The sequence below is a fragment of the Mycobacterium neglectum genome (assembly GCF_002591975.1).
GTDB lineage: Bacteria > Actinomycetota > Actinomycetes > Mycobacteriales > Mycobacteriaceae > Mycobacterium > Mycobacterium neglectum.
Window position 1 is genome coordinate 15,778 of sequence record NZ_NVQE01000045.1, and the last position, 24,627, is coordinate 40,404.

General features: G+C 65.2%; 25 protein-coding genes and 1 pseudogene. 10 read left to right on the top strand and 16 right to left on the bottom strand.

The window, feature by feature from the left end:
* The first annotated feature begins 4 nt into the window (after positions 1-4).
* From CSQ99_RS25410 to CSQ99_RS25420, 3 genes are read left to right on the top strand one after another with little or no spacing between them, the layout of a single operon-like run.
* Complete coding sequence (locus tag CSQ99_RS25410) at positions 5-883, top strand: TIGR03619 family F420-dependent LLM class oxidoreductase (protein ID WP_099041802.1); 879 nt, start codon at positions 5-7, stop codon at positions 881-883.
* A 2-nt stretch (positions 884-885) separates the two neighbouring features.
* On the top strand, positions 886-1,302 hold the full coding sequence (locus tag CSQ99_RS25415; RefSeq protein WP_099041776.1) for a nuclear transport factor 2 family protein: 417 nt from the start codon (positions 886-888) through the stop codon (positions 1,300-1,302).
* A 55-nt stretch (positions 1,303-1,357) separates the two neighbouring features.
* Positions 1,358-2,005 (top strand): hypothetical protein, encoded by a 648-nt coding sequence (locus CSQ99_RS25420; protein WP_425437876.1) that lies wholly within the window; start codon positions 1,358-1,360, stop codon positions 2,003-2,005.
* Here CSQ99_RS25420 and CSQ99_RS25425 read toward each other — a convergent pair.
* Positions 2,002-2,982: an MOSC domain-containing protein gene (locus CSQ99_RS25425; protein ID WP_176561217.1), complete on the bottom strand. Its 981-nt coding sequence runs from the start codon at positions 2,980-2,982 to the stop codon at positions 2,002-2,004. The two genes, CSQ99_RS25420 and CSQ99_RS25425, sit on opposite strands and share 4 nt — an antisense overlap.
* A 16-nt stretch (positions 2,983-2,998) precedes the next feature.
* The gene (locus CSQ99_RS25430; protein WP_099041777.1) at positions 2,999-3,529 is read right to left on the bottom strand and encodes a gamma carbonic anhydrase family protein; all 531 of its coding nucleotides are present in this window, start codon (positions 3,527-3,529) and stop codon (positions 2,999-3,001) included.
* A gap of 132 nt (positions 3,530-3,661) precedes the next feature.
* On the opposite strand from CSQ99_RS25430, the gene CSQ99_RS25435 reads away from it, so the two are divergent.
* The 3 genes from CSQ99_RS25435 to CSQ99_RS25445 are packed head-to-tail and all read left to right on the top strand — an operon-like array spanning position 3,662 to position 6,095.
* A complete protein-coding gene (locus tag CSQ99_RS25435; protein WP_099041778.1) occupies positions 3,662-4,840 on the top strand; it encodes a 3-ketosteroid-9-alpha-monooxygenase, oxygenase component in 1,179 nt (392 codons plus the stop codon).
* Positions 4,837-5,295 carry a hypothetical protein gene (locus tag CSQ99_RS25440; RefSeq protein ID WP_099041779.1) on the top strand — a complete coding sequence of 153 codons (459 nt, stop codon included), beginning with the start codon at positions 4,837-4,839 and terminating at the stop codon, positions 5,293-5,295. Before CSQ99_RS25435 ends, CSQ99_RS25440 begins: the two co-directional genes overlap by 4 nt.
* 20 nt (positions 5,296-5,315) lie before the next feature.
* A complete protein-coding gene (locus CSQ99_RS25445; protein WP_099041780.1) occupies positions 5,316-6,095 on the top strand; it encodes an IclR family transcriptional regulator in 780 nt (259 codons plus the stop codon).
* On the opposite strand, the gene CSQ99_RS25450 is transcribed toward CSQ99_RS25445, so the two are convergent.
* From CSQ99_RS25450 to CSQ99_RS25465, 4 genes are read right to left on the bottom strand one after another with little or no spacing between them, the layout of a single operon-like run.
* On the bottom strand, positions 6,092-7,051 hold the full coding sequence (locus tag CSQ99_RS25450) for a sugar kinase (RefSeq protein ID WP_099041781.1): 960 nt from the start codon (positions 7,049-7,051) through the stop codon (positions 6,092-6,094). The two genes, CSQ99_RS25445 and CSQ99_RS25450, sit on opposite strands and share 4 nt — an antisense overlap.
* Entirely contained in the window at positions 7,048-7,704 is a 657-nt protein-coding gene (locus CSQ99_RS25455) for a bifunctional 4-hydroxy-2-oxoglutarate aldolase/2-dehydro-3-deoxy-phosphogluconate aldolase (protein WP_245909087.1), read from the bottom strand. Before CSQ99_RS25455 ends, CSQ99_RS25450 begins: the two co-directional genes overlap by 4 nt.
* The gene (locus CSQ99_RS25460; protein ID WP_099041783.1) at positions 7,701-8,459 is read right to left on the bottom strand and encodes an SDR family oxidoreductase; all 759 of its coding nucleotides are present in this window, start codon (positions 8,457-8,459) and stop codon (positions 7,701-7,703) included. Before CSQ99_RS25460 ends, CSQ99_RS25455 begins: the two co-directional genes overlap by 4 nt.
* Complete coding sequence (locus CSQ99_RS25465; protein WP_099041805.1) at positions 8,440-9,792, bottom strand: MFS transporter; 1,353 nt, start codon at positions 9,790-9,792, stop codon at positions 8,440-8,442. Before CSQ99_RS25465 ends, CSQ99_RS25460 begins: the two co-directional genes overlap by 20 nt.
* A 120-nt stretch (positions 9,793-9,912) precedes the next feature.
* Here CSQ99_RS25465 and CSQ99_RS25470 point away from each other — a divergent pair, with 120 nt between their 5' ends.
* Entirely contained in the window at positions 9,913-10,551 is a 639-nt protein-coding gene (locus CSQ99_RS25470) for a sensor domain-containing protein (protein ID WP_099041784.1), read from the top strand.
* Between the two features lie 3 nt (positions 10,552-10,554).
* Here the strand turns inward: CSQ99_RS25470 and CSQ99_RS25475 are convergent, their stop codons facing one another.
* Genes CSQ99_RS25475 through CSQ99_RS25485 form a run of 3 tightly spaced genes read right to left on the bottom strand, consistent with a single transcriptional unit; the run spans position 10,555 to position 13,603 of the window.
* Positions 10,555-11,697 (bottom strand): sulfotransferase family protein, encoded by a 1,143-nt coding sequence (locus CSQ99_RS25475; RefSeq protein ID WP_176561218.1) that lies wholly within the window; start codon positions 11,695-11,697, stop codon positions 10,555-10,557.
* Complete coding sequence (locus CSQ99_RS25480) at positions 11,697-12,479, bottom strand: SDR family oxidoreductase (protein WP_099041786.1); 783 nt, start codon at positions 12,477-12,479, stop codon at positions 11,697-11,699. Before CSQ99_RS25480 ends, CSQ99_RS25475 begins: the two co-directional genes overlap by 1 nt.
* Entirely contained in the window at positions 12,476-13,603 is a 1,128-nt protein-coding gene (locus tag CSQ99_RS25485) for a hypothetical protein (protein WP_099041787.1), read from the bottom strand. Before CSQ99_RS25485 ends, CSQ99_RS25480 begins: the two co-directional genes overlap by 4 nt.
* A gap of 69 nt (positions 13,604-13,672) precedes the next feature.
* Here CSQ99_RS25485 and CSQ99_RS25490 point away from each other — a divergent pair, with 69 nt between their 5' ends.
* Entirely contained in the window at positions 13,673-14,626 is a 954-nt protein-coding gene (locus tag CSQ99_RS25490) for an IclR family transcriptional regulator (RefSeq protein ID WP_099041788.1), read from the top strand.
* Here CSQ99_RS25490 and CSQ99_RS25495 read toward each other — a convergent pair.
* The 7 genes and pseudogenes from CSQ99_RS25495 to CSQ99_RS25525 all read right to left on the bottom strand — a co-directional run bounded on the left by CSQ99_RS25495 (position 14,623) and on the right by CSQ99_RS25525 (position 21,944).
* Positions 14,623-15,750, bottom strand: a complete 1,128-nt coding sequence (locus CSQ99_RS25495) for a hypothetical protein (protein WP_099041789.1) — start codon at positions 15,748-15,750, stop codon at positions 14,623-14,625. The genes CSQ99_RS25490 and CSQ99_RS25495 overlap by 4 nt on opposite strands.
* A gap of 141 nt (positions 15,751-15,891) precedes the next feature.
* Positions 15,892-16,305 (bottom strand): hemophore-related protein, encoded by a 414-nt coding sequence (locus CSQ99_RS25500; RefSeq protein WP_099041790.1) that lies wholly within the window; start codon positions 16,303-16,305, stop codon positions 15,892-15,894.
* 104 nt (positions 16,306-16,409) lie between these two features.
* Positions 16,410-18,497 carry a RecQ family ATP-dependent DNA helicase gene (locus CSQ99_RS25505; RefSeq protein ID WP_099041791.1) on the bottom strand — a complete coding sequence of 696 codons (2,088 nt, stop codon included), beginning with the start codon at positions 18,495-18,497 and terminating at the stop codon, positions 16,410-16,412.
* Between the two features lie 70 nt (positions 18,498-18,567).
* Positions 18,568-19,050 carry a hemophore-related protein gene (locus CSQ99_RS25510; RefSeq protein WP_099041806.1) on the bottom strand — a complete coding sequence of 161 codons (483 nt, stop codon included), beginning with the start codon at positions 19,048-19,050 and terminating at the stop codon, positions 18,568-18,570.
* A gap of 94 nt (positions 19,051-19,144) precedes the next feature.
* Positions 19,145-20,220, bottom strand: a pseudogene (dmpG, locus tag CSQ99_RS25515) (4-hydroxy-2-oxovalerate aldolase).
* Positions 20,217-21,146 carry an acetaldehyde dehydrogenase (acetylating) gene (locus tag CSQ99_RS25520; RefSeq protein ID WP_099041793.1) on the bottom strand — a complete coding sequence of 310 codons (930 nt, stop codon included), beginning with the start codon at positions 21,144-21,146 and terminating at the stop codon, positions 20,217-20,219. The pseudogene dmpG and the gene CSQ99_RS25520 overlap by 4 nt, the downstream one beginning before the upstream one ends.
* A gap of 12 nt (positions 21,147-21,158) precedes the next feature.
* Complete coding sequence (locus tag CSQ99_RS25525) at positions 21,159-21,944, bottom strand: 2-keto-4-pentenoate hydratase (protein ID WP_099041794.1); 786 nt, start codon at positions 21,942-21,944, stop codon at positions 21,159-21,161.
* A 70-nt stretch (positions 21,945-22,014) separates the two neighbouring features.
* Between CSQ99_RS25525 and kstD the strand changes: the two genes are divergently transcribed.
* Together kstD and CSQ99_RS25535 are read left to right on the top strand one after the other, a co-directional pair.
* Entirely contained in the window at positions 22,015-23,697 is a 1,683-nt protein-coding gene (gene kstD, locus CSQ99_RS25530) for a 3-oxosteroid 1-dehydrogenase (RefSeq protein ID WP_099041807.1), read from the top strand.
* Positions 23,697-24,557: a MaoC family dehydratase gene (locus tag CSQ99_RS25535; RefSeq protein ID WP_099041795.1), complete on the top strand. Its 861-nt coding sequence runs from the start codon at positions 23,697-23,699 to the stop codon at positions 24,555-24,557. The genes kstD and CSQ99_RS25535 overlap by 1 nt, the downstream gene beginning before the upstream one ends.
* Positions 24,558-24,627 lie beyond the last annotated feature (70 nt).

Genomic DNA, 24,627 nt, shown 5'->3' on the forward strand with positions numbered 1-24,627 from the left:
ACGGATGCAGTACACCGTCAGCATCGCGTTCAGCCCACTCGACCAGCTGATCGAGATCGCAAAGGCAGCTGAAGAACTCGGCTTCGACAGCGTCGCGCTGCCGGATTCAATTTTCTATTTCGAGAAGCAGTCCGTCGACTATCCCTACACCGCCGACGGCAAGCGGATGTTCGATGAGAACTCGCCCTGGGTCGATCCGTTGATCCTCGCTGGTGCACTGGGTGCGGTGACCTCGAGGCTGCGCTTCTACACCAACGTGATGAAGCTCGGTTCGCGGAATCCGCTGCTACTGGCCCGACAGGTCGGATCAGTGGCGAACCTCACCAACAACCGGTTCGGCTTCGGTGTCGGGATCGGCTGGGCTCCTGAGGAATTCGAGTGGTGTGGGGTGCCCTACGCGAAGCGCGGCAAGCGCGTGGACGAGATGATCGACGTCATCAAGCTGGTGCTCGCCGGCGGCATGGTCGAGCACCACGGCGAGTTCTACGACTTCGACCGGCTGCAGATGAGCCCGGCACCGTCGAAGTCGGTGCCGTTCTACGTCGGCGGGCACACGGAGGTCGCGCTCAAACGCGCCGTCCGGATCGGTGACGGCTGGACCAGTGCGATGATGACGTGCGACCAGCTGGCCGAAACGATCACCGAGCTCAAGAAGCTGCTGGCTGAGAACGGCCGCGCCGACGAACCGTTCGAATACCAGGCCGTGTGTATCGACAAGTTCGGTGTCGACGGCCACCGCGACCTGGCCGCGGCGGGTGTCACCGACTACATCGGAATTCCGTGGGTGTTCGAGGGCCTCGCCTTCGACGCCCCGGTGGACAAGAAGATCGATTCGATGAAGCGCTTCGCCGAGACCTACATCCACTCGGGCTGGCAGGACTGAGCATGACCGTCACCAACCCCGACGCACCGGTGCACCTGGCGGGTAAGCGTTCGCGGGAGGCGGCGATCGCCCACGACAAGGACGCGTGGCTGGCGAACTTCGCCGACGACGCGGTCGTCGAAGATCCGATCGGTCCGTCACACTTCGACCCCGAGGGCAAGGGTCACCGCGGCAAGGAGGCGATCTCCAAGTTCTATGACATGGCGATCGCGCCCAGCGACCTGGAGTTCGACTTCGTCGAGACGTATCAGTGCGGCAACGAGGAAGCCAACATCGGCCATATCGTGATCAAGTCCGCCGGCTACGAGGTGAAAGCCGAGGGCATCTTCACCTACCGCGTGAACGACGAGGGCAAGATCGTTGCGCTGCGGGCGTTCTGGGAACTCGACCGGGCCACGGCGAGCGCGCGAAAAATCTAGCGCGGGTACGTTGGGTGGCGACCGCCAATACCCACGAAAGCCAAGTCAGATCAGAGTGTTCAAAGGTTTCAAGTCCAGCTCGGCGACCGCTATCGCGGCGCTGATGTGCGCGGCAGCGATCGGCTGTGATTCCCCATCGGGCATCGACCATGGGGGCAGTGGCGCAAGCCAGCCCGCCGCGACGATCCCGTCAGTGCCGATGACTCCGACGACCACGCAGACGACCGACGACAAGAAGGTGGTCGACTACAGCCGTCTGCTGTTACAGCCGGCCGACGTCAGCGACAACGAGGACACCTTCACCGAGCAGTCGACCACCCCGTCGGGCCCCGACGGACTGCCCGGTGCGAGTGCCCTGTACGTCAACCAGGACGACACCCGGGCCATCGCCGCCACCATCGTGATCTACCCCGATGCCGAGACGGCGGCCACGACGTTGCGTGAGGCCCTGCCGACGCTCGGCTCGACGCTCACCGATGCGACCACCCGCCCGGCACCGGTCGGCACCAGCGGCACGATGGCTATCGGCATGTCGAAGGACGGCAGTAAAGCGGTCACGCTGCTGCTGTTCACCGAGGGGCCCGCGCTGGTGCGCCTGGAATTCCAGAGCGCGCCGGGCGACGTCACCACCGATGACTTCGTCATCAACATCGGCAAGATGCAGCAGATTGCGCTGAGAGTCGGCCTGCCCCAGAGTGGCTAGCGCCCCAAGCGCTCCATGACGCTGGTCGCCATCCCAAAGGCCAAACGCTTCGTGCGACGGGCGGCATCGGCGAGCGCACGGTTCTTGCTCTCCTTCAGTGTCGCCTCGTCGCCGATTCTCACCGTGCCGCCTGCGGCCACCCAGCAGTAGGTGCCCAGGCATCGGCTCGCCCGATTCGCAACCGCCTTCGTGATGCGGCGGTCGACCTCGAAGCCGGGTTGCGCACGACTCGGCACGACACACCGGATGGTCGGCATGGTCACGTCGAGCACGACTCCGCCGAGCGAGAGGCGTCCGCCGGTCCACTGCGATTCAGGCAGCCCGTCGTCCGGATTGGTCAGCGCCAACAGGATATTGGGGCGGAAGCGGCGCACATCCAAGTCGGTGCCGCCGATCTCGGCGCCGATGGTCTGCAGACTCGTCTGCGTCATGACGTGGACGGGCGCCAGATCGACGAACATACCGGGCGGGGTCGAGTACTTGCCAAGGGTGGCGAGATCGGTGACGCGAAACATCGACATGTCCGGGAACTTCTCACCGTCGGTGATTCCGAAATCCTTGCGCAACGCGGCGATCGACATGTTCTCGCGCTCGTCACGGCTCAACTTGTGCAGGCTGGTGTCGTCGGCGGGCGGCAGGGCGGTCAGACGGACGTCGCGGTCGACCAGGTCGGAAAGTCTCTTGTGCACGTCGGGATCGCTGCTCGACACCACGCTGCCGTCGGGAAAGGTGATCTCGACCTCGGGCGCGTTGCCGGGGCCTGCGCCCGGGCCGACCGGCTCCGCATATCGGGCCGTCGCCCCCAACAGGGCGGGGATGCGCCTGGCCGTCGCGGTCACGTCACGTTCGAGGTCGCGCACCGCCCACAGCCGGTCGCCGTGCGGACCGCGGGAGCCGATATGGATCTGCTCGACCTGCTCGCCTCCGAGTGACTTCACCGGATAACGCCACAGCGCGCTGACCTGACCAAACGACATGCGAATACGGTACGCGCTACTCCGGAATAGGACGTAGACCTGTCATGTAGCGCCGGGCGAGATCCTGATACGCGCCGGGATTGGTGTTCACCCACATCTCCGCGCCCGTACCTGCGACCGGACCCCGGACTTTGGCGGGCGCACCGGTCACCACGACCTCGTCGGGAATCTTGGTGCCGCCGATGACCAGCGAATGAGCGGCGATAAGGCTGCGCGCGCCGATGACCGCCCCGTCGAGGACCGTGCAGTGGTTGGCCACGACGGCCTGGGCACCGATGTGCGCGCCGTGCACCACGCATCCGTGCGCGATCGTGGCGCCCGGTCCGACGTCGACCGGGATGCCCGGCGGGGCGTGCAGCACACAGCAGTCCTGCACGTTGGCGCCCTCGCGGACTACGATCGGAGCGAAATCGCCCCTGAGCACCGCGTTGAACCAGATCGACGCACCCGCCTCGACGTGCACGTCACCGACCAAAGTCGCGGTTGGGGCGACGAAGGCACTGGGATCGACGGTCGGTGACCGCCCCTCAAACGAGTACAACGGCATTGTCTAGATATACCGCAGTCGGCTCGCGATGAGCGTTCGCGCGAAAAGGCAGGTAGATGAGTTTAGATTGCGCGCGGGGAGGGAAAAACTGTAACGTGTTCTAGTTAGAGCCACAAAAACGGGAGGCCCACCGTGACTACCGAAACTGCAAGCGTCCGCGAAATCGACACCGGAGCGCTGCCGGACCGGTTTGCGCGAGGCTGGCACTGCCTCGGCCCGGTGAAGGATTACCTGGACGGCAAGCCGCACGGCGTGGAGATCTTCGGCACCATGCTGGTGGTCTTCGCAGACTCCAACGGCGATCTCAAGGTGCTGGACGGCTACTGCCGCCACATGGGCGGGAACCTGTCGCAGGGCACGATCAAGGGTGACGAGGTCGCCTGCCCGTTCCACGACTGGCGCTGGGGTGGCGACGGCAAATGCAAGCTCGTGCCCTACGCCAAGCGCACCCCACGGCTGGCCCGCACCAAGGCGTGGCACACCGACGTCCGCGGTGGCCTGCTGTTCGTCTGGCACGACCACGAGGGCAACCCACCTCAAGAAGAGGTGCGCATCCCCGACATCGCCGAGGCCCACGACGACGGGTGGACCGAATGGCGGTGGAACACGATGCTCATCGAGGGCAGCAACTGCCGCGAGATCATCGACAACGTCACCGACATGGCGCACTTCTTCTACATCCACTTCGGCCTGCCCACGTACTTCAAGAACGTGTTCGAGGGCCACATCGCGTCGCAGTACCTGCACAACGTGGGTAGGCCGGATGTGAACGATCTGGGCACCTCCTACGGTGAGGCGCACCTGGACTCGGAGGCGTCGTATTTCGGGCCGTCCTTCATGATCAACTGGCTGCACAACAACTACGGCGGGTTCAAGGCCGAGTCGATCCTGATCAACTGCCACTACCCGGTCAGCCAGGACTCCTTCGTGCTGCAGTGGGGCGTCATCGTCGAGAAGCCCAAGGGTCTCGACGATGCGACCACCGACAAGCTCGCGCGGGTGTTCACCGAGGGCGTCAGCAAGGGCTTCCTGCAGGACGTCGAGATCTGGAAGCACAAGACGCGCATCGACAACCCGCTGCTCGTCGAGGAAGACGGCGCGGTTTACCAGATGCGCCGCTGGTATCAGCAGTTCTATGTCGACGTCGCCGACGTGACTCCGGACATGACCGACCGCTTCGAGGTCGAGGTCGACACCACGGCGGCCAACGAGAAGTGGACCATCGAAGTTGAGGAGAATCTGCGGGAGCAGGAAAACCTCAAGAAGGCCGAGCAGGACGAGAAGGAAAAGGCAGAACACGCGAGCTCATGACCCCGCGTAAGGACGCTCCGGACGTCGACCAGCTGGCGAGGTCGATGCTGCTCCTGCACGGCGTTCACGACGACGATGACCACACCCACGGCGAGTCCGGCAACGGGCGTGGAAGTTGGTCGAAGGCGCCGACTTTCGGCGATGATCGTGCCGAGGCGCTGAGGGAAGCCACCGCGCGCGACCGCGAGCGCTACCTGACGTCGGGACTGGTGTCCGTCGACTGCCGGTTCTGTCACGTGGCGGTCAACGTGAAGAAACTCGGTCCCGCGCACACGTCGGTGCAATGGAACACCGAGGCGACGCAGCGCTGCGCGTATTTCGCCGACATCCGGGCTTCCGGCGGCGACCCCGCGCGCGAGAAGTCCTGCCCGAAGCTCGCGGGCAGCATCAAACACGCTGTCGCCGAGGGCTGCCTGGAGGAGATGTCGTCGGCGCCATCGCCCGGCGACGGCTGATATTCAGGGATACTCGGTGCATGGCGGACAGCACCTCCGGTGCCAAGACTCTCGAACGGGGCCTCGGGCTGCTCGACCACGTCGCCGAGGGCACCACCCGCCTCGATGACATCGCCCGCGCCGCGGGGCTGAGCCGCTCGTCGACCCACCGCATGCTGACCACGTTGGTCGAGACCGGCTTTCTCAGCCTAGGTGCCAATCACGAGTATCAGCTGGGAATCAAGTTGCTCCAGTTGGGCAGCCACGCCCAGGCGTCCATCGATGTGTCCCGCGCGATACAGGCAGAATTGGAGGCGCTATCGGCACGCACGCTCGATGCCACGCATCTCGGCGTGCTGGTCGACGCCGACGTTCTCTATCTCGCCAAGGCCCGCGGCCGTCGCGGCATCGAGATGATGTCGCATCCGGGTATCCGGCTGCGCGCGCAGAACACAGCGATGGGCAAGGTGCTGCTGTCCGCTCTGCCCGACATCGAGGCGGCGGCCCGTTTCGACCCTGAAGCGACACCCACGCCGAACTCCGTGCGATCACTCGAGGAGTTCCTGGCCGGGTTGGCCATGACCCGCGAGCGCGGGTACGCGGTCGAGGATCAGGAGAATGAGCTCGGAATCACCTGTGTGGCAATCGGTATACCCGCTGCGCGTGGGCACACCGCCGTCGCGCTATCCGTGTCCGCTCCCAGCGTCCACCTTCCGGCGACACGGTACGCCGACGTGCTCGAGTGTCTGCGCGACGCGCAAACCGCGCTAAATCCACTCCTTCCGGCTGGTCTGGAAACCTATTGGGGCGCAAGCCCCTAACGGGTGACGGGTTCGCGGGAATCCAGCAACCCGAGCTCGGAGCGCCGCGGCATACCCTCCCAATCACCGGGGACGAGGCAGGCGAATGCGCCGACCCTTACTGCGGTATCGAGCCGTACCGACGGCTCCGCGCCGGCCAGCAGTTCACTTACGTATCCGGCGACGAATCCATCGCCCGCGCCGACGGTGTCGAGTGCCTCGACCGGGATGGCATCGGTGCGGTGCTCGGCGCCGTCGATCAGTGCGGCGCATCCGCGCGCCCCGAGTTTGATGATCACCTGCGCAGGGCCGAGTTCGGCGATGCGGCACGCGAGTTCGGCGGCGTCGGCGGCGGGGCCGGCGACCAGAGCCGCCTCGTCATCACTCGCGAAGACGACATCGGCGCGCCCGGCAAGCCTCCGAAGTGCTTCCCCCGCGACGTCGGTTGACCACAGGCTCGCCCGGTAGTTGACATCGAACACGACGCTCACCCCTGCATCACGGGCGACCTCGATCGCACGGTCGACGGTTTCGGCGGCCGATTCGGACAATGCGGGCGTGATTCCGGTGACATGCAGAACGCGGGCGCGTCGAATCTTGTCGAGCGGCAGGTCTTCCGGGGACAGACGCGAACCCGCACTGCCCACCCGGTAGTACCACACCTTCTGTGTCGACGCCGTGCGCCGCTCCTTGACCATCAAACCGGTCGGCGCGGTCGGGTCGGTCACGATGGCCGCATCCACCTGCTCTGCGGCGAGTTCGCGGCGGATGTACTCACCGAAGCTGTCCACACCGATCCGCCCGACCCAAGTCACGGTCGAGCCAAGGCGGCGAAGTGCGATCGCGAAGTTCGACTCTGACCCGCCCATGCCAAGGGTCATCTCCGATGCGTGCATCAGCGGTCCGGGGTGGGTGGCGCGGGCAAGTGCCATCGTCTCCCCAAGCGTAACAACCTCGGTCGCTGAGTTCTCGTTCATTGCACAGCCTTTCGCTGCGCAAGCGCGTCGCCTGCGATGGTCCTGAACTGCTGCGCCCGCGTGCTGAGCGCGATGAGATCTCCGCCGGAGAACGCATCACCCAACAGGGGGCCACCGATGCTGACCGCAGGCGCGCCCGCGGCGATCCACGCTTCGACATCATCCAAACCGACGCCGCCGCTCGGGATGATCCGCATGTCGGGGAACGGTCCGCTGATGTCGGCGATATAGCGGGGCCCGACGACGGAAGCGGGAAACAGTTTGAGCGCCGAGGCGCCCGCCTCCCAGCACCGGTACAGCTCGGTCGGTGTCAGCCCGCCAGGAAACACGGGGACGCCCGCATCGCAGGCGACCCGTATCACGTCGAGCTCCGCCGTCGGGCTGACGATGAACTTCGCGCCGTTCTCGATCGCGGTCTCGGCTTGTGCCGCGGTGGTGACGGTGCCAAGGCCGATCACCGCATCGCCGAATTCGGCTGCCAGACTCTTTATCTGGGCGAATACCCCGGCCGTGCTGAGCGTCAGTTCGATCGCACGTACACCGCCTGCGAGAAGTGCATCGATGACGGGCGGGTACTCACGCGCATGGTCCGCGCGCAGCACCGCGATCACCGGGTCGTCGGCGAGCAACGGTGAGAAATCGACCCTGGTCATCGCGCCAGCCATCCACCGTCTACCGGTATCACCGCACCGTTTACGTAGTCCGCCGCGGCGGAAGCCAGGAATACGACGGGGCCCACCACGTCACCGGGAGTGCCCCAACGCGCGGCGGGGATGCGCGCCGAGATCTCCTGGCTGCGCGTGGGATCGGCCCTCAGCGCCTCGGTCATCTCGGTGGCCAGATAACCCGGCGCGACGGCGTTGACATTCACACCACGCGCGGCCCATTCGTTGCAAAGAGCTTTGGTCAGTTGGACGACCGCACCCTTGGACGCCGCGTACGCGGACGTCCGAACACCGCCTTGAAAGCTCAGCATCGACGCGAGGTTGATGATCTTGCCGCGACGGCGTTCGACCATGGGTGCGCCGAATGCCTGACAGAGTTGAAACACCGCCCGGAAATTGATGTTCATTGTCGCATCGAGGTCGCCGAGCGGGAAATCGATTGCATCGTTGCGCATCTGGGCACCCGCGTTGTTGACGAGGATGTCCACCTGCTGGTCGGCCAGCACGTTCTCGGTCACTTCGCGAATCGACGCCTCCGAGGCCAGGTCCACGCTGTGGTGGGTCAACCGGCGCCCTCGGGCACCCGCGGCAGCCTCCAGCTCCGGCCCCGGGTCGGCGCGCTGCAGCGTCACGACATCAGCGCCGGCACGCAACAGCCCCACCGCGATCGCATAACCGACGCCACGCGATGCGCCGGTGACGACCGCGGTCTGCCCGGTCAGGTCAGACGGACACTCGTGCACCGGCGTCCTCTTCGGTGAGCAGGTCGCGGTCGACGGTTTCCGGTGACACGATGGTGGCGACCAGCGAGATCGCCATGATCGCCATCATGTAAACCGCCACCGGCCACCATGATCCGGATGCCCAGGTCACCAACGCCGAACAGATCAACGGTGCGATGCCACCGCCGAACACCGCCGAGAACTCGCGGCCGAGCGCGACCCCGGCATAGCGGTATCGCGACCCGAACAGCTCGGGGAAGTATGCGGCCTGCACACCCACTGAGCCGTACCCGGCGAAGACGAATCCGAGCACGATGACGAGCGCGATCAACAGCAGGTTCTGAGTTCCGACCAGCATGAATGCCGGCACCGGGAAGATCAGCAGGAATCCAGTCACAATCAGGTACATCGGGCGCCTGCCGAAGCGATCCGACAGCGTGCCGAACACGTACGCCGACAGGCACGCGAAGAGTGCACCGATCAGCAGCACCTTCGGGATGAATGCCTTGTCGACCTGGAGCTGGCTGATCAGGTAGCTCGCCATGAATACCTGGAAGACGTAGGAATGCGCGTTGGTGCCGAGGTTCATGAAGAACACCCGCACCACGCCGAACCGTCCGTGTTTGAGGACGTCGCTGATCGGCGCCTTCTGCCGCTCGATGACCCCCTCCGTCTTGAGCTCCTTGAACACCGGCGACTCGGACATCTTGCGCCGGATGACGAACGCCGCGACGGTCACGATGACTGACGAGAAGAACACCAGCCGCCAGCCCCAGTTCATCACGTCGTCTTCGGGCCACAGCTGAACGAGTATCCAGATCACCGCACCGAGCACCGTTCCGGCCGCGGCGCCGACGTACACCAGTGACGCGTAGCGGCCACGTCTGCCTTTCGCCGCGGTTTCGGTGAGAAGCACGATGCCGCCTGCTTGTTCGGCGCCCGCGCCGAAGCCCTGCAGGACACGCAGAGCCACCAGCAGGATCGGCGCCCACAGCCCAACCTGGTCGTAGGTGGGCAGGAGTCCGATGAAGAAGGTGGACACGCCCATCAGCAGCAGCGTTGTCACGAGGACCCATTTGCGTCCCAGCCGGTCGCCGAAGTGAGAGAAAAACAGGCCACCCAGCGGCCGCGCGGCGAATCCCACTGCATAGGTGCTGAAGGAGGCGATGAACCCGACGGCAGGTGAGACGTCGGGAAAGAAGATGTCGTTGAACACCAGCGCGGCGGCGGTGCCGTAGATGACGAAGTCGTACTGCTCGAGTGCGGTGCCGATGAGTCCGGCCCACGCGGCTCTTCGAACGGTCTGCTGGTCTGCCGGCTGGTCCGGCGATTTCACGATGCTCTTGTCTGTCATGGCGGTCACCCGCTTATCCCGATTTTAGGGATGCTATCCCATTACTGTGCCAGCCTAACCTGCGATGTGTGAGGCAGACAACACCCCTATTGACTGCACAGCGATCTTTAAACTGCCGACATGGGAAAACGTGCGGTCGCACCGTTGCTCGTTTTCGTGGCTGCAGGCTGCACCCAGGTCGTAGACACCCCGCCCAAGGCCACCTCGCCGGTGGCGCCGATCACCGCAGGACAGGTCGGTGACCTGCTGAGCCCCGATGGCGAGAAGTACGACGGCAACTTGTTCTCCACCGTCGAACCCGAGGAGTGCGGCGGCGTCGCCAAAGAGGTGGATCCGCCATTCATCTTCGACTCCGATCCGGCGGCGCACGACGGCGGGCACTGGATGGTCGACGACGTCGGCGGCCAGGTGTACATCGAGGAGATGGTCGGCGTCTATCGCACGGACTACGACGCGAAGAATGCGCTATCGCAGGCGAAGCGGACCCTTGAGTCGTGCGTGGACATTCCGTTCACGGTCACCGATATGAAGGGCCGCACCTACGACTTCACACTGCAGCCCCTGACGACGTCGAGTTCGCCCAACATCCTGCTGTGGTCGTTCACCGCAAGCGACTGGGCCTGCGACAGCACGTTCGTCGCCGCCCAAAATGCGGCGGTCCAGATTTCGACGTGTGGGCCGGTCGGCGGCTACCCGGTGCACACCCTGGCCGCCGACGCGCTGAATCGCATTGAACGACTGGCTAATACGACCGCCTGACCGTCACAGCCCCTTGAACTGCTCTTTGACCTGCTCGTCGGTCAGCCCGTAGTCGGCGAGGGAGTACGTGTGCTTCGGCGCGCGGGGGCCCTTCTGACTCTCGGCGTGACTGTCGATTATCGCGGCGCGGGCCCCGTCGGTGAAGTCGATGTCGAAGTGCGAATAGATGCCCTCGACCGCCGACACCGGATCCTTGACGAACTCGAAGTAGTCGACGTCGCAGAACTGTGCCTGATCATGGTCGGCGCGAACCTCGTTGAACCGCTTCAGACCTCGCGTCCACGTCTCCATGGCGTCCTCGCCGATCTGCGCGCCGACGAACGAGTTCGACCAACCCTCGGTCGTGTGCTGCGCCAGCGAGCACATCGAGGCCATGATGGTCTCCGCGGGCCGGTGGCACTGCACGATGAGTGCGTCGGGGTACGTCGCGAAAATTGCGTCGAGCGCGAACAGATGGCTCGGGTTCTTGAGCACCCAGCGTTTCTCGGCGTCGTTGAGACCGATCAGTTGCAGGTTCTTGCGATGCCGCTGGTACGCCTTGGTCCAGTCCTGCTTGGCCAGCCACTGTGAGTACGTCGGCAGATGGGACAGCGTCTCGTAGGACACCGAATGCAGCGACTGGCGCAGCAGCTGCCAGCACTCCTCCACCTCGTCGGCGGTCATGTAGTGCAGACCGGTGTAGTCCGGATTCTCCGCATGCGCCTTGGCGAACTGAGCATCGATCTGCGTGAAAACTGGGTTCTCCGACCATGTCTCACGTGGTGGGCGGGGTTGCGGGAACTCGGCCAGCCATAGTTCCAGCCCCTGATGCCTCGGGTCGGCGGTGAGTAGCCGGTGAATGACGGTGGTGCCGGTACGGGGCAGCCCGGTAACGAAGATCGGTCGCTCAACGGCCACGTCGGCATGCTGTGGATACTGCTTCCAGGCCGCCTCCGACACGAGCCGCGCCACCAGGGCGTTCCGCACGAAGAACCGGTTCATCTTGCTACCGATTTCGGTCAGGTCGGCATCGCGCCGGAACGACTCCAGCAGAACGGTCAACGCCTCGCGGTAGTTGTCGTCATCGACGCCGAAGTCGTCGAGTCCGCACGCCTTCGTCGCCGAGGCGTGCAGGTCGTCGACAGTTCCGACGTCCGTCCTAACCATCAGGCCTTGTACTCCCCGCAGTTGACGTCCAGCGCCTGCCCGGTGATACCGCTGGACAGATCGCTCGCCATGAAAAGGATCGCCGAGGCGACCTCCTCCTCGGTCGGCAGCCGCTTCAGGTCAGATCCCGCCGCGGCGGCGTTGTAGATGTCGTCGACGCTGGTGCCGTACTTGCCGGCCTGGTGTTCAAAGTAGCTTTTCAGCGTTCCCCCCCAGATATAGCCAGGCAGAACGGAGTTCACCCGGATACCCTGCTCGCCGAGCTCGGTGGCCAGCGTCTGTGACATCGCCAGCAGCGCCGACTTGGCCATCTTGTAGGCGCCGTACTTGGCCTGCGAATGGCGCACGACCATCGAGTTGACGTTGACCACGGAACCCTTGGATTCCGCCAATGCCGGGGTGAAGCCCTGGATCATCCGCAGTGCGCCGAACACGGTCAGCTCGATGGCGTCTTTCATGTGCTCGAACGTGGTGTTGGCGAAGGGCTTCATGGAAGGCACCCGGAACGCGTTGTTGATCAGCACGTCGACCCTGCCGTACGCCTCGAGCGTCTGCTCGACGAGGTTGTTCACCTGCGCCTCGTCGGTGATGTCGGTGCCCACCGTCACCGCCCGCCTGCCGACGTCGGTGATTTCCTTGGCCACGTCCTCCAGCCGTTCCACCGTGCGGGCGGCCAGCACGAGATCGGCACCCGCCCCGGCGCATCGCTTGGCGAGCGTGGTGCCCAACGCCGGGCCGACGCCACTGATGACGACCACCTTGTTTTCGAGCAACACTTCTATCCCACCATCCTGTCGCCGATCTGCTTCTGGCGCAGCGCGATCCGCGCGCGCCAGTCCTCGTCTGAAATCTTGTTGGACTCGTAGTACGGCAGCGCGGAGGCCACCTTGTCGATATCGACCACCTCGACGCCCGGCCCGTCGGCAGCGGTCAGCTCACGCGAGAGCCGCTGCCAGCGGAACTGCAGATAGCCCTTGCGATGCCCAAGCGTTTCCACCCAATTCGTCACACCCGGGTTCGCATCGGACACGACGTAGCGAATCTTGCCGTCCGGATCAGCTTGCGCCTGAGCACCATTCAGCGACGTCTGGTGGTTGATGTAGTCCAGCGAGATGTACCACAGACTGCCCAGCTGGAAGCCGAGATACGGCGCGTCGGTGACGGGCAGCGTGATGATCATCGCCTGATCCGGCGCCAGGTCGAAGTGGCCGACCGAGGAAAACTGCGTCGCCAGCCCGCCCGGCGTCAGCCGGGGCGCAATCATCGTGTTGACCGGCAGGGTGTTGTAAAACCACTGCGGGAACTGCAACCAGGTTTTCACCCGCTGCACCAACTGCTTACCCGCGACGGCGTAACGCTTTTCGATCAACTGCCGGGTCAACGGCGGCGGCGCGGTGCCCGCGGTGTCGGTTCTGGCGATGCTGATGTATCCGCGCTGCGCCGACCAGTCGTTGTAGACCTCACGAATCAACAACTGCGACGGACTCGTCGGCGTCACGCGCCATTCGTAGTTCCCGTCGGCGTCGATGTCGAGCTCGCGGTCGTCGAATGCGGCCTGGCTCGGCGGCACGTTGTCGTCGGTGTACTCACCGCCGAGCATCTGGAAGCAGAGGTCGGTCGTGGTCCCCCGGCGGCCGGTCACGACGTACTCGTGGCCCGGCAGTACCCGGGTGCCGAAGTACATGGCATCGGGATTGTCCAGACCCATCTTGGTGAACGGTCCGGTGCCGGACTGCATGAACGGATAATCGCGGTCGTAGTCGAACGCCAGATGCGTACAGCCCGAGATGCAGCCCGCCAGATACTGCAGGCCCTCGAGCAGGTCGGCGTCGGATTCGATGAACGGGGCGGCCGCGACGAGGCTTTCCGCCTCGGCGATCGCGTCGATCAGTGGCTGCGAAAACACCTCTTGAAACTAGAACGCGTTCTAACAAGAGTCAATATACCGACCACCGCGGTACATATATGGAACGAGATGTACCCTGCAACGGTGTCCGCCCCCGAGTCTTCCGGCCGTGCTTCGCCGCCGACCGACCGGGTCGTGCGGATCCTCGACTACCTCGCGGGCCACCCCACGGAACGCTTCGGGGTGTCGGACCTGGCCCGCCGGGTCGGGCTGAGCAAGCCGACGTGTCTCGGCATCGTCACATCCCTCGCCGAGGCGGGCTACCTCGTGCGCGACGCCGCCGACAAGACCTATCGCCTTGGCCCGTCGTTGATCACACTCGGCCACAAGGCGCAGGAGTCGATGCGGGTCAGCCCCGCGGCGCGTGAAGAACTGCGCCTGCTGTCGGCTCGATTCGGGGTCACCGCGGCGCTGTCCGGTGTCATCGACGACCGGATCACGCTGCTGGATCTGGTGGCCCCCGCCGGCGCGCGACCGGGCGTCGAGGTGGGGCAGAGCTATCCGTTCGCCCCGCCAGTGGGGCTGATGTTCGTGCTGTGGGACGAAGAGGCCGAACGCAATTGGCTCGCCAAGGAGCCGACGATTCCGCTACGCACCCATTCGGACCGGCTGAACAGAGTGATCGCCAGGTGCCGCGAGGACGGCTATCTCGTCGAGCGGCAGACCCCCGGCGGACGGCGGCTGTATTCGTTGATGGCAGGCATGTCAAGTAACTTGCCCGACGAATTACGCGCGCTACTCGGCGAATTGGTGTCCGACATCGGCGAGCGCGTGTACCTGCGTGACGAGAACGAAAGTGGCGGAAAACGCCGCAATGCCCGCTCCGATATCAGCGTGATTTCGGCACCGGTCTACGACCATCACCAGCGACAGGTGATGGTGGCTTCGATGCATATCGGAAAGTCGTTGACGGACAACGAGATTGTTGAGCGGGCTCGCGCCCTGGTGGCGGCCGCTGACGCGGTCAGTGCACAGCTGGGAAGTACTCAGTCTCGCCGGCGGGAGAGCCGGCGCCGGTTCTAACCCACCATCCTGTCGCCGATCTGCCGCTGGCGCAGCGCGATCCGCGCGCGCCAGTCCTCGTCTGAAATCTTGTTGGACTCGTAGTACGGCAGCGCGGAGGCCACCTTGTCGATATCGACCACCTCGACGCCCGGCCCGTCGGCAGCGGTCAGCTCACGCGAGAGCCGCTGCCAGCGGAACTGCAGATAGCCCTTGCGATGCCCAAGCGTTTCCACCCAATTCGTCACACCCGGGTTCGCATCGGACACGACGTAGCGAATCTTGCCGTCCGGATCAGCTTGCGCCTGAGCACCATTCAGCGACGTCTGGTGGTTGATGTAGTCCAGCGAGATGTACCACAGACTGCCCAGCTGGAAGCCGAGATACGGCGCGTCGGTGACGGGCAGCGTGATGATCATCGCCTGATCCGGCGCCAGGTCGAAGTGGCCGACCGAGGAAAACTGCGTCGCCAGCCCGCCCGGCGTCAGCCGGGGCGCAATCATCGTGTTGACCGGCAGGGTGTTGTAAAACCACTGCGGGAACTGCAACCAGGTTTTCACCCGCTGCACCAACTGCTTACCCGCGACGGCGTAACGCTTTTCGATCAACTGCCGGGTCAACGGCGGCGGCGCGGTGCCCGCGGTGTCGGTTCTGGCGATGCTGATGTATCCGCGCTGCGCCGACCAGTCGTTGTAGACCTCACGAATCAACAACTGCGACGGACTCGTCGGCGTCACGCGCCATTCGTAGTTCCCGTCGGCGTCGATGTCGAGCTCGCGGTCGTCGAATGCGGCCTGGCTCGGCGGCACGTTGTCGTCGGTGTACTCACCGCCGAGCAACTGGAAGCTCACGTCCGTCGTGGTCCCCCGCCGGCCGGTCACGACGTACTCGTGGCCCGGCAGTACCCGGGCGCCGAAGTACAGCGTGTCCGGGTTGTCCAGGGCCATTTTGGTGAACGGTCCGGTGCCGGACTGCAGCAAGGGATGATCGTGGTCGTAGTCGAACGCCACGTGTGTGCATGACGCAATACAGCCCGCCAGATACTGCAGGCCCTCGAGCAGGTCGGCGTCGGATTCGATGAACGGGGCGGCCGCGACGAGGCTTTCCGCCTCGGCGATCGCATCGATCAGTGGCTGCGAAAACACCTCTTGAAGCTAGAACCCGTTCTAACAAGAGTCAATATATCGACCGAATCGGTCCATATATGGAACATGGGGCGGTTGGAAAGCACTCAATCGCGCCGGCGGGAGGGCCGACGCGATCGAGCGGTGGGGACCGGTCAGCGATTAGAGGTCAGTCAGCGCCTCGGTGATCGGGGTGGGTGCCACCTGGACGCCACATTGACTGGCCAGATCGATCGCCGGCTGGTTGATGGTCATCAGCTCGGATTCGACCGTCGGATTCTCCGCGAAGTACGTGCGGAACGCCTGCGTCACATCAGCGGGCGATGCCGACACGATCTCCGAGAGCGCGTTATTGGTTTCAGGATTCGAGGTCAGGTACATGCTCGTGGACTCCGACACAGAGCGTGAGGTGTCGGCGATTGCGCTGACGCTGCAATTCTGCGGCTCGGAACCTGGACCGGGGGCGGGCTGGGCATTCACCACCGGTATGACGATCGCCGCGGAACCAAAAGCAAGTAGACCCCCGGCGAACATGCCGTACAGGCCGCGTCGCACGGTCTTTTCGGACATCTTCATCGAATCACTCCTTTAGTCTGCGACCGCATGGCCGCTTCTCAAGGCGTAACCGGTATGGGGGCGGGCTCAAACAAATCCCTGGCGGGGGCGGCGTGTCACGCTTCTCAATTGGTGCTGGCCAGTGCGAAGGGAAGCACATCCACCGCACCTGCGGCACGCACGACCCTGGCCGCCATCGTCAGCGTCCACCCGCTGTCGGACAGGTCGTCGACGAGCAGTACCGGTCCACCCGCGGATGCGATCGGATCCGGATCCGGCACCCTCCACGCGCCATCGAGCGCCGCGACGCGGTAAGCCGAGTTCGCCGCGGTCACTGCCCGCCGCGTCGGCGAGTACTGAAGGGTGCCCAGGTCGGTCAGCCTGCCGAGTCGAGCCAGCTCGCGGCTCAGCGACGAGATCAGCAGCGGGTGCCGGTCTGAGTCCAGCGCCATCACCGCCGTCGGCCGATCGGCCCAGTCCCAGGAGGCCAGCACCTTCACCGCGGCGGCCACCAGGTCTTGCGACACCTCGCCATCGGGTTCGTCGAGCACGCGGCGCAACCGTGCACCCCAGCCAAGGTCGGTCAGCCTCCCGATCGCCCGGCCGGGCGCCGGGCCGTCACTGATCTTCCCGCTCAGCTCCACCCCCAGCTTGGCCAGCCCCGACGGCCACTGCTTACGCGGAGTTAGCTCGACCCCGGGCCGCATGAGTCGTTGTCTGGTCTCCTCGGTGGCACCCGGATCGACGTCGGCGCTGACATGTTCGCCGGTGCAGTTGTCGCAGCGACCGCACCGCTCGCCCGGTTCAAGTGAGGGATCGTCGAGTTGACCCCGCAGGAACGCCATCCGGCAACCATCGGTGGCTTGGTAGTCGAGCATCGCTTGTTGTTCCCGCTTTCGGGCCTCATCGAGCTTGCGGTAGCGCGGCTCGTCGTACTCCCACGCCGCCCCGGTGCCGACCCAGCCTCCTTTGACGCGCCGCACCGCACCGTCGACGTCGAGCACCTTCAGCACCATCTCCAAGCGGGACCGTCCCAGGTCGACGAGGGGTTCCAGCGCGGGTGTGGACTGTGGCCGCTCGAGTTCCAGTGCGCCAATCACGTTGCGCACCATGGCTTCCGACGGGAACGCCACCGAAGCAAAATACCGCCAGACATCCTGGTCCTCGTGGCCGGGGAGCAGAATCACCTCGGCGCTCTCCGTGGATCGGCCGGCGCGGCCGACCTGCTGGTAGTAGGCGATCGGCGACGACGGCGCACCGAGATGGACGACGAAGCCGAGGTCGGGTTTGTCGAACCCCATTCCGAGTGCCGACGTGGCCACCAGCGCCTTGACCTTGTTGGCCAGCAGATCCGCCTCGAGTTGTTCGCGTTCGGCCGCCTCGGTGGAGCCGGTGTAGGCGGCGACCTCATGGCCCTGTTCGCGCAGCAGCGAAGCGACGTCGTGTGCCTGAGCAACGGTGAGGGTGTATACGATTCCCGAACCCGGCAGCGAATCAATATGTGCTGCAAGCCAAGCCGCGCGCTGTGCCGGGTTGCCCGCCTTGACCACCGAAAGCCTCAGCGACTCGCGATCGAGGCCGCCGCGCAGCACCAGCGTGTCCTGTCCACCGACCCCCAATTGGGCGGCGACGTCGTCGACGACCCTGTCGTTGGCGGTGGCCGTGGTCGCCAGCACCGGCACGTCGGTACCCAGTTCATCGATCAGGGTGCGGATGCGCCGGTAGTCCGGCCGGAAATCGTGGCCCCAGTCCGAAACGCAGTGCGCCTCGTCGACCACGACAAGACCGGCATCGTGAGCCAGCGCGGGCAACACCTGATCGCGAAAGTCGGGATTGTTCAATCGTTCCGGGCTGACCAGCAGGACGTCGAGTTCGCGGCGGTGCACACGATCGTTGATCTCGTCCCAGTCGGCGACGTTGCTCGAGTTGATGGTGGCGGCGTGGACTCCGGCGCGTTGCGCGGCAGCGACCTGGTTGCGCATCAATGCCAGCAGCGGCGACACGATCACCGTCGGACCGCGACCCGCTTCACGAAGCAGCTTGGCGGCGATGAAATACACCGCCGACTTACCCCAACCGGTGCGCTGGACTACCAGTGCGCGTTGCCGACCAACCACCAGTGCCTCGATGGCCTTCCACTGGTCGTCGCGCAGTCGGGCGGTCGGACCGGCCAGCTGCTCGAGGATCGCCTGAGCGTCGTCGCGGGTCGTCATCGTCCCATCGTGCCGAACCGGTGTGACGCTCACCGGTGGGGCTCCGGACGATAAACCCGTCAGCGGACTTCTAGGACGGCGGATCCACGCCTGCCGGGGTGTCTACCTCGTTTTGGTTGAGATTCGGCGTGTCGATTCCCGCCGGCGTCTGGGTCGAGGTCAACACGGAATTGGCCACCAGCGTCGGCGTCACGTTGATGCCACACTGCTCCCTCAGCGCGCTCACCGGCTGATGAACGGCCGCAAGCTCATCTCTGGCCTGCGGGTTCTGCTCGAAATACGCGTTGTAGGCGCCCTGTACCTGTTCCTGCGGCTGCGACGAGATGCCCGACAGTGCCTCGTTGTGCTGCGGGTGAGCCAGCAGGTAGGCGCTCTCGGCCGCGGTGGCAGCGCTGACGGTGCTGGCCACGTTGGCCGCCGTGCAATTGGGTGCGGCGGGATTGGGCTGGGCGGTGGCCATCGGGGCCAGCATCGCCGCCGCGCCGAAGGTGAGCACGCCACCGGCGAGCACGCCGAAGAGGCCACGGCGAACGTTCGTAACAGAGGCGGTCATCACGATCACTCCTCACTGTTGACGACCTGTCGGTCGCAACCGGAGCGTATCCGCTGGGCGCAGCGACCGAGCGAAAATCAGATCACCGGGCACATCAGGAAGCCCGGACGGTGTGAACTACGCCGGCGCCGCTTCTTGTTCGCGCTTGATCTCCAGCGCGATGTCGATCAGCTGGTCCTCCTGGCCGCCGATCAGCTTGCGTTGGCCGGCGCGGTGCAGCAGTTGATGCGCGGGCACCCCGTAGCGCTCGGACTGGCGGATGGCGTGCTTGAGGAAGCTGGAGTACACGCCGGAGTAACCCATGATCAGCGCGTTGCGGTCGAGCAGGCACTCCTGCGGCATCGCAGGCGCCACGACCTCTTCGGCGGCATCGGCGATGTCGAAGAAGTCGATACCGGTCTTGACGCCGATCTTGTCGAACACCCCGATCAGCGCCTCGACCGGCGCATTGCCCGCGCCGGCGCCGAACCGGCGGCACGAGCCGTCGATCTGCTTGGCGCCCGCGCGCACGGCCTCGATGGAGTTGGCGACGCCGAGCCCCAGGTTCTCGTGGCCATGAAATCCGACCTGGGCGTCGTCGCCCAATTCGGCTACCAGCGCCGCGACCCGGTCGGCCACTCCCTCGAGCACCAGCGCACCGGCGGAGTCGACCACGTAGACGCACTGACAGCCGGCGTCGGCCATGATGCGTGCCTGCGCGGCGAGCTTCTCCGGGGAGATGGTGTGACTCATCATCAGGAAGCCGACCGTCTCCAGGCCCAGCTCGCGGGCCAGGCCGAAGTGCTGGATCGAGACGTCGGCCTCGGTGCAGTGGGTGGCGATCCGGCAGATCACCCCGCCGTTGTTCTGCGCCTCCTTGATGTCCTCTTTGGTGCCGACTCCGGGCAGCATCAGGAAGGCGATCTTGGCTTCCTTGGCCGTCTCGGCGGCCAGCTTGATCAGCTCCTGCTCCGGGGTCTTGGAGAACCCGTAGTTGAAGCTGGACCCGCCGAGGCCGTCGCCGTGGGTCACCTCGATGACCGGAACGCCCGCGGTGTCCAGCGCCGCGACGATGGCTCCGACCTCGTCCTTGGTGAACTGATGCCGCTTGTGGTGGCTCCCGTCGCGTAGCGAGGTGTCCGTCATCCGGATGTCCCACATGGGGTCGAAGTAGATTTCGTCGGTGCTCATGCTTGGCCTCCAGATGATGCGGACAGAGACGCCCCGGCCTTTTCCCTGGCGATCTCCTCGCCGACCTTGGCCGCCGCGGCGGTCATGATGTCCAGGTTTCCAGCGTAGGGCGGCAGGTAGTCACCCGCACCCTCCACTTCGACGAATGTGGTCACCAGGTGGTTGCCGCCGTTGTAGATCGTCGGCTCGTCGAACTGCGGCTCGTTGAGCAGCCGGTAACCCGGCACGTAGGTCTGTACCTCGGCGACGACGTCCTTGATCGAGGCCGTGATCGCGTCGTGGTCGGCATCCTCGGGAATGGCACAGAAGATGGTGTCGCGCATGATCATCGGCGGATCGGCCGGGTTCAGGATGATGATCGCCTTACCCCGCTTCGCGCCGCCGATGACCTCGACACCCGCACTCGTGGTCTTGGTGAACTCGTCGATGTTGGCCCGCGTTCCTGGCCCGGCCGACGCCGACGACACCGACGCGACGATCTCGGCGTAGGGCACATCGACGACGCGGGATACGGCGTACACCATCGGAATCGTGGCCTGACCACCGCAGGTCACCATGTTGACGTTGGGGGCATCCAGGTGTGCGCGCAGGTTCGCCGGTGGGATCACGCCGGGACCGACGGCGGCGGGAGTCAGGTCGATGGCACGGATGCCCGCCTCGGCGTAGCGCGGTGCGGCGTCGCGATGCACGTAGGCGCTGGTGGCCTCGAACACCAGGTCCGGCTTCTCGCTCTGGGCCAGCAGCCAGTCCACACCTTCGTGCGACGTCTCCAGACCCAGCTTGCGCGCCCGCGCGAGACCCTCGCTCTCGGGATCGATCCCGATCATCCAGCGCGGTTCCAGCCACTCCGAACGCAGCAGCTTGTACAGCAGGTCGGTGCTGATGTTTCCCGAACCGACGATGGCGACTGATGCCTTCTGGGGCATTGGTGCTCCTAGCTATTCGAAACTCAGGTGGACTGAACCTAACCCGGCGAAGTCGGCGACGAAATTACTCCCCGGCGGTGCATCGATCGCACGTGTGCACGATCCCGGCAGCACGATGTCACCGGCCTTCAGACGCACCCCGAAGCTCTCGACTTTCCGCGCCAGCCACGCCACGGCGGTGACCGGATTTCCGAGCACCGCATCACTGCGGCCCTCCGCGACTACCTCGCCGTTGTTGGTCAGCACGGCATCGATATTGCGGATGTCGATGTCCTTGGGCGACACCCGGGCCTCACCGAGCACCCAGCCCGCCGATGAGGCGTTGTCGGCAATGGTGTCGCAGAGCTTGATCTTCCAGTCGGTGATGCGGGTGTCGATCAACTCGATCGCCGGGGCGAACGCCGCCGTCGCCGCCAGCACGTCGTCCTCGGTACAGCCGGCGCCCGGCAGATCGTCGGCCAGGATGAAGCCGACCTCGACCTCCACCCGCGGATACAGGTAATTCGCCGACGGCACCTTTCGATCTTCGAAGACCTCCATCTCGTCGAGGAGGTGCCCGTAGTCGGGTTCGTCGACGTTCATCATCTTCTGCATGGCCTCCGACGAGAGACCGACCTTGTGCCCGATGACCCGGGCGCCTTCGGCGATCCGCTGCCGGATGTTGATCAGCTGGATCTCATAGGAGTCGACGACGTCGATATCGGCGTGGGCATCGGTCAACGGACTGATGGGGACGCGGCTGCGCTCCGCCTGGGCCAAGTCGGCTGCGAGCTGTTCACGCACCTGCGCGGGCAACATTTTCGTGAAGTCCCCTCGTTTGTTCGACCGGCCCTGTTGTTCGGCCGGGCAATTCTATAACGTGTTCTACATGACTGGTCAGGAGTATGACGTCGTCGTGGTGGGAAGCGGCGCCGCCGGCTTGGTAGCCGCCCTCACAGCCGCCCACCAGGGACTTTCCACAGTAGTCGTCGAGAAGGCTGCGCACTATGGCGGTTCCACTGCGCGGTCAGGTGGCGGTGTGTGGATCCCGAACAACGAGATTCTCAAGCGAGATGGTGTCCAAGACAGTCCCGAGGCGGCGCGCACCTACCTGCACGCGATCATCGGCGATGTCGTGCCCGCGGAGAAGATCGACACCTACTTGCAGCGCGGACCCGAGATGTTGTCATTCGTGCTCAAGAACTCGCCACTGAAGATGTGCTGGGTGCCCGGCTACTCCGACTACTACCCAGAGACACCGGGCGGACGGCCCGCGGGTCGTTCGATCGAGCCGAAGCCGTTCGACGCCCGCAAGCTCGGGCCCGACGAGAAGGGCCTCGAGCCGCCGTACGGCAAGGTGCCGCTGAACATGGTGGTGATGCAGCAGGATTACGTTCGGCTGAACCAGATGAAGCGCCACCCGCGCGGCCTGCTGCGCAGCGTGAAGGTCGGCGTGCGATCGGTCTGGGCCAACCTGCGGCGCAAGAACCTCGTCGGCATGGGCCGCGCGCTGATCGCGCCGCTGCGCATCGGGCTCCAGAAGGTGGGGGTGCCGGTCCAGCTGAACACCGCACTCACCGATCTCTATGTCGAGGACGGCGTCGTGAAGGGCATCTATGTCGTCGATGCCCGCGACTCCGCTGATGCCGAACCGCAGCTGATCCGGGCGCGCCGCGCCGTGATCCTCGGGTCGGGTGGTTTCGAGCACAACGAGCAAATGCGGGTCAAGTACCAGCGCGCCCCGATCACGACCGAGTGGACCGTCGGCGCGAAGGCCAACACCGGCGACGGGATCCTGGCCGCCGAAAAGCTGGGCGCCGCACTGGAGATCATGGAAGACGCCTGGTGGGGCCCGACGGTTCCGTTGGTGGATGCGCCGTGGTTCGCGCTGTCCGAACGCAACTCTCCCGGGTCGATCATCGTGAACATGGCAGGCAAGCGGTTCATGAACGAGTCGATGCCGTACGTCGAGGCATGCCACCACATGTACGGCGGCGAGTACGGCCAGGGCCCTGGTCCCGGCGAGAACATCCCGGCGTGGCTGGTGTTCGACCAGACCTATCGTGATCGGTACATCTTCGCCGGTCTGCAGCCCGGACAACGGATTCCGAAGAAGTGGATGGAGTCCGGCGTCATCGTGAAGGCCGACACCATTGCGGAACTGGCCGAGAAGACGGGGCTGTCCGTCGATGCGCTGACCGCGACCGTCGACCGCTTCAACGGGTTCGCCCGTTCCGGTGTCGACGAGGACTTCCAGCGCGGCGAAAGCGCCTACGACCGCTACTACGGCGATCCGACGAACAAGCCGAACCCCAACCTCGGTGAGATCAACAACGCGCCGTACTACGCCGCCAAGATGGTGCCCGGCGACCTTGGCACCAAGGGTGGCGTCCGCACCGACATCCACGGGCGCGCGCTGCGCGACGACGGCTCGATCATCGAAGGCCTCTACGCCGCGGGCAACGTCAGCTCGCCTGTGATGGGTCACACCTATCCGGGACCGGGTGGGACGATCGGACCTGCCATGACGTTCGGATACCTGGCGGCGCTGCACATTGCGGGGAAGAACTGATGCCGATCAATCTCGACGAGGCGCTGGGCGCCGAGCTACCGCCCGCCGAATTCTCGTGGACCAGTAGCGATATCCAGCTCTACCACCTCGGCCTCGGGGCGGGCGGCGACCCGATGGACAAGCGCGAATTGCGCTACCTGACCGACGGCACCCCCCAGGTGCTGCCGACGTTCGCCAACGTGGCGCAGAGCTTTCACATGACCGAACCGCCAAGCGTCCAGTTCCCCGGTATCGACATCGAGCTGTCGAAGGTGCTGCACGCCAGCGAGGCGGTCTCGGCTCCGGGACCGATCCCACCCTCGGGCACCGGCATCGCGGTCACGCGTTTCACCGATATCTGGGACAAGGGCAAGGCCGCGGTGATCTGGTCGGAGACCACGGTTTCTGCACCCGACGGCGCAGTGCTGTGGAAGCAGAAGCGGTCGATATTCGCGCGCGGCGAGGGCGGCTTCGGCGGCGAACGTGGCCCGTCGACGTCGTTGGAACCCCCGCAGCGCGCAGCGGATTTCGAGCTGGCCATCCCGGTATCTGCGCAACAGGCGTTGTTGTACCGCATGTGCGGTGATCGCAATCCGCTGCATTCGGATCCCGAATTCGCCGCCGCCGCAGGCTTTCCGCGTCCGATTCTGCACGGGTTGTGCACCTACGGCATGACGTGCAAGGCGATGGTCGACACCCTGCTCGACGGCGATACGGCCCGCGTCGGCAGCTACGGCGCCCGGTTCGCGGGAGTGGTGTTCCCGGGCGAGACGCTCAAGGCCAGCATCTGGAAAGAGGGTGATGGCTTCACCGCCATCGTCACCGCGCCGGAGCGCGACGACGCCGTCGCGCTGGCCGGCGTGGAGCTCATCCCGGCCTGACCCGGCAGACCTCGCTGCGGCGTTTACGGCTCCGCATTCGCGGAGTGAGTGCCCTTGCCAACGCGGTGCA

What these genes read in the sequence shown, in the direction of transcription:
- CSQ99_RS25450 (WP_099041781.1), bottom strand. Translation starts at nt 7,051, where the DNA reads ATGAACGAGAACTCAGCGACCGAGGTTGTTACGCTTGGGGAGACGATG.
- kstD (WP_099041807.1), top strand. Translation starts at nt 22,015, where the DNA reads ATGACTGGTCAGGAGTATGACGTCGTCGTGGTGGGAAGCGGCGCCGCC.
- CSQ99_RS25490 (WP_099041788.1), top strand. Translation starts at nt 13,673, where the DNA reads ATGTACCCTGCAACGGTGTCCGCCCCCGAGTCTTCCGGCCGTGCTTCG.
- CSQ99_RS25425 (WP_176561217.1), bottom strand. Translation starts at nt 2,982, where the DNA reads ATGTCGTTTGGTCAGGTCAGCGCGCTGTGGCGTTATCCGGTGAAGTCA.
- CSQ99_RS25500 (WP_099041790.1), bottom strand. Translation starts at nt 16,305, where the DNA reads ATGAAGATGTCCGAAAAGACCGTGCGACGCGGCCTGTACGGCATGTTC.
- CSQ99_RS25445 (WP_099041780.1), top strand. Translation starts at nt 5,316, where the DNA reads ATGGCGGACAGCACCTCCGGTGCCAAGACTCTCGAACGGGGCCTCGGG.
- CSQ99_RS25525 (WP_099041794.1), bottom strand. Translation starts at nt 21,944, where the DNA reads ATGTTGCCCGCGCAGGTGCGTGAACAGCTCGCAGCCGACTTGGCCCAG.
- CSQ99_RS25535 (WP_099041795.1), top strand. Translation starts at nt 23,697, where the DNA reads ATGCCGATCAATCTCGACGAGGCGCTGGGCGCCGAGCTACCGCCCGCC.
- CSQ99_RS25520 (WP_099041793.1), bottom strand. Translation starts at nt 21,146, where the DNA reads ATGCCCCAGAAGGCATCAGTCGCCATCGTCGGTTCGGGAAACATCAGC.
- CSQ99_RS25415 (WP_099041776.1), top strand. Translation starts at nt 886, where the DNA reads ATGACCGTCACCAACCCCGACGCACCGGTGCACCTGGCGGGTAAGCGT.
- CSQ99_RS25505 (WP_099041791.1), bottom strand. Translation starts at nt 18,497, where the DNA reads ATGACGACCCGCGACGACGCTCAGGCGATCCTCGAGCAGCTGGCCGGT.
- CSQ99_RS25475 (WP_176561218.1), bottom strand. Translation starts at nt 11,697, where the DNA reads ATGGTTAGGACGGACGTCGGAACTGTCGACGACCTGCACGCCTCGGCG.
- CSQ99_RS25455 (WP_245909087.1), bottom strand. Translation starts at nt 7,704, where the DNA reads ATGACCAGGGTCGATTTCTCACCGTTGCTCGCCGACGACCCGGTGATC.
- CSQ99_RS25430 (WP_099041777.1), bottom strand. Translation starts at nt 3,529, where the DNA reads ATGCCGTTGTACTCGTTTGAGGGGCGGTCACCGACCGTCGATCCCAGT.
- CSQ99_RS25440 (WP_099041779.1), top strand. Translation starts at nt 4,837, where the DNA reads ATGACCCCGCGTAAGGACGCTCCGGACGTCGACCAGCTGGCGAGGTCG.
- CSQ99_RS25470 (WP_099041784.1), top strand. Translation starts at nt 9,913, where the DNA reads ATGGGAAAACGTGCGGTCGCACCGTTGCTCGTTTTCGTGGCTGCAGGC.
- CSQ99_RS25465 (WP_099041805.1), bottom strand. Translation starts at nt 9,792, where the DNA reads ATGACAGACAAGAGCATCGTGAAATCGCCGGACCAGCCGGCAGACCAG.
- CSQ99_RS25410 (WP_099041802.1), top strand. Translation starts at nt 5, where the DNA reads ATGCAGTACACCGTCAGCATCGCGTTCAGCCCACTCGACCAGCTGATC.
- CSQ99_RS25510 (WP_099041806.1), bottom strand. Translation starts at nt 19,050, where the DNA reads ATGACCGCCTCTGTTACGAACGTTCGCCGTGGCCTCTTCGGCGTGCTC.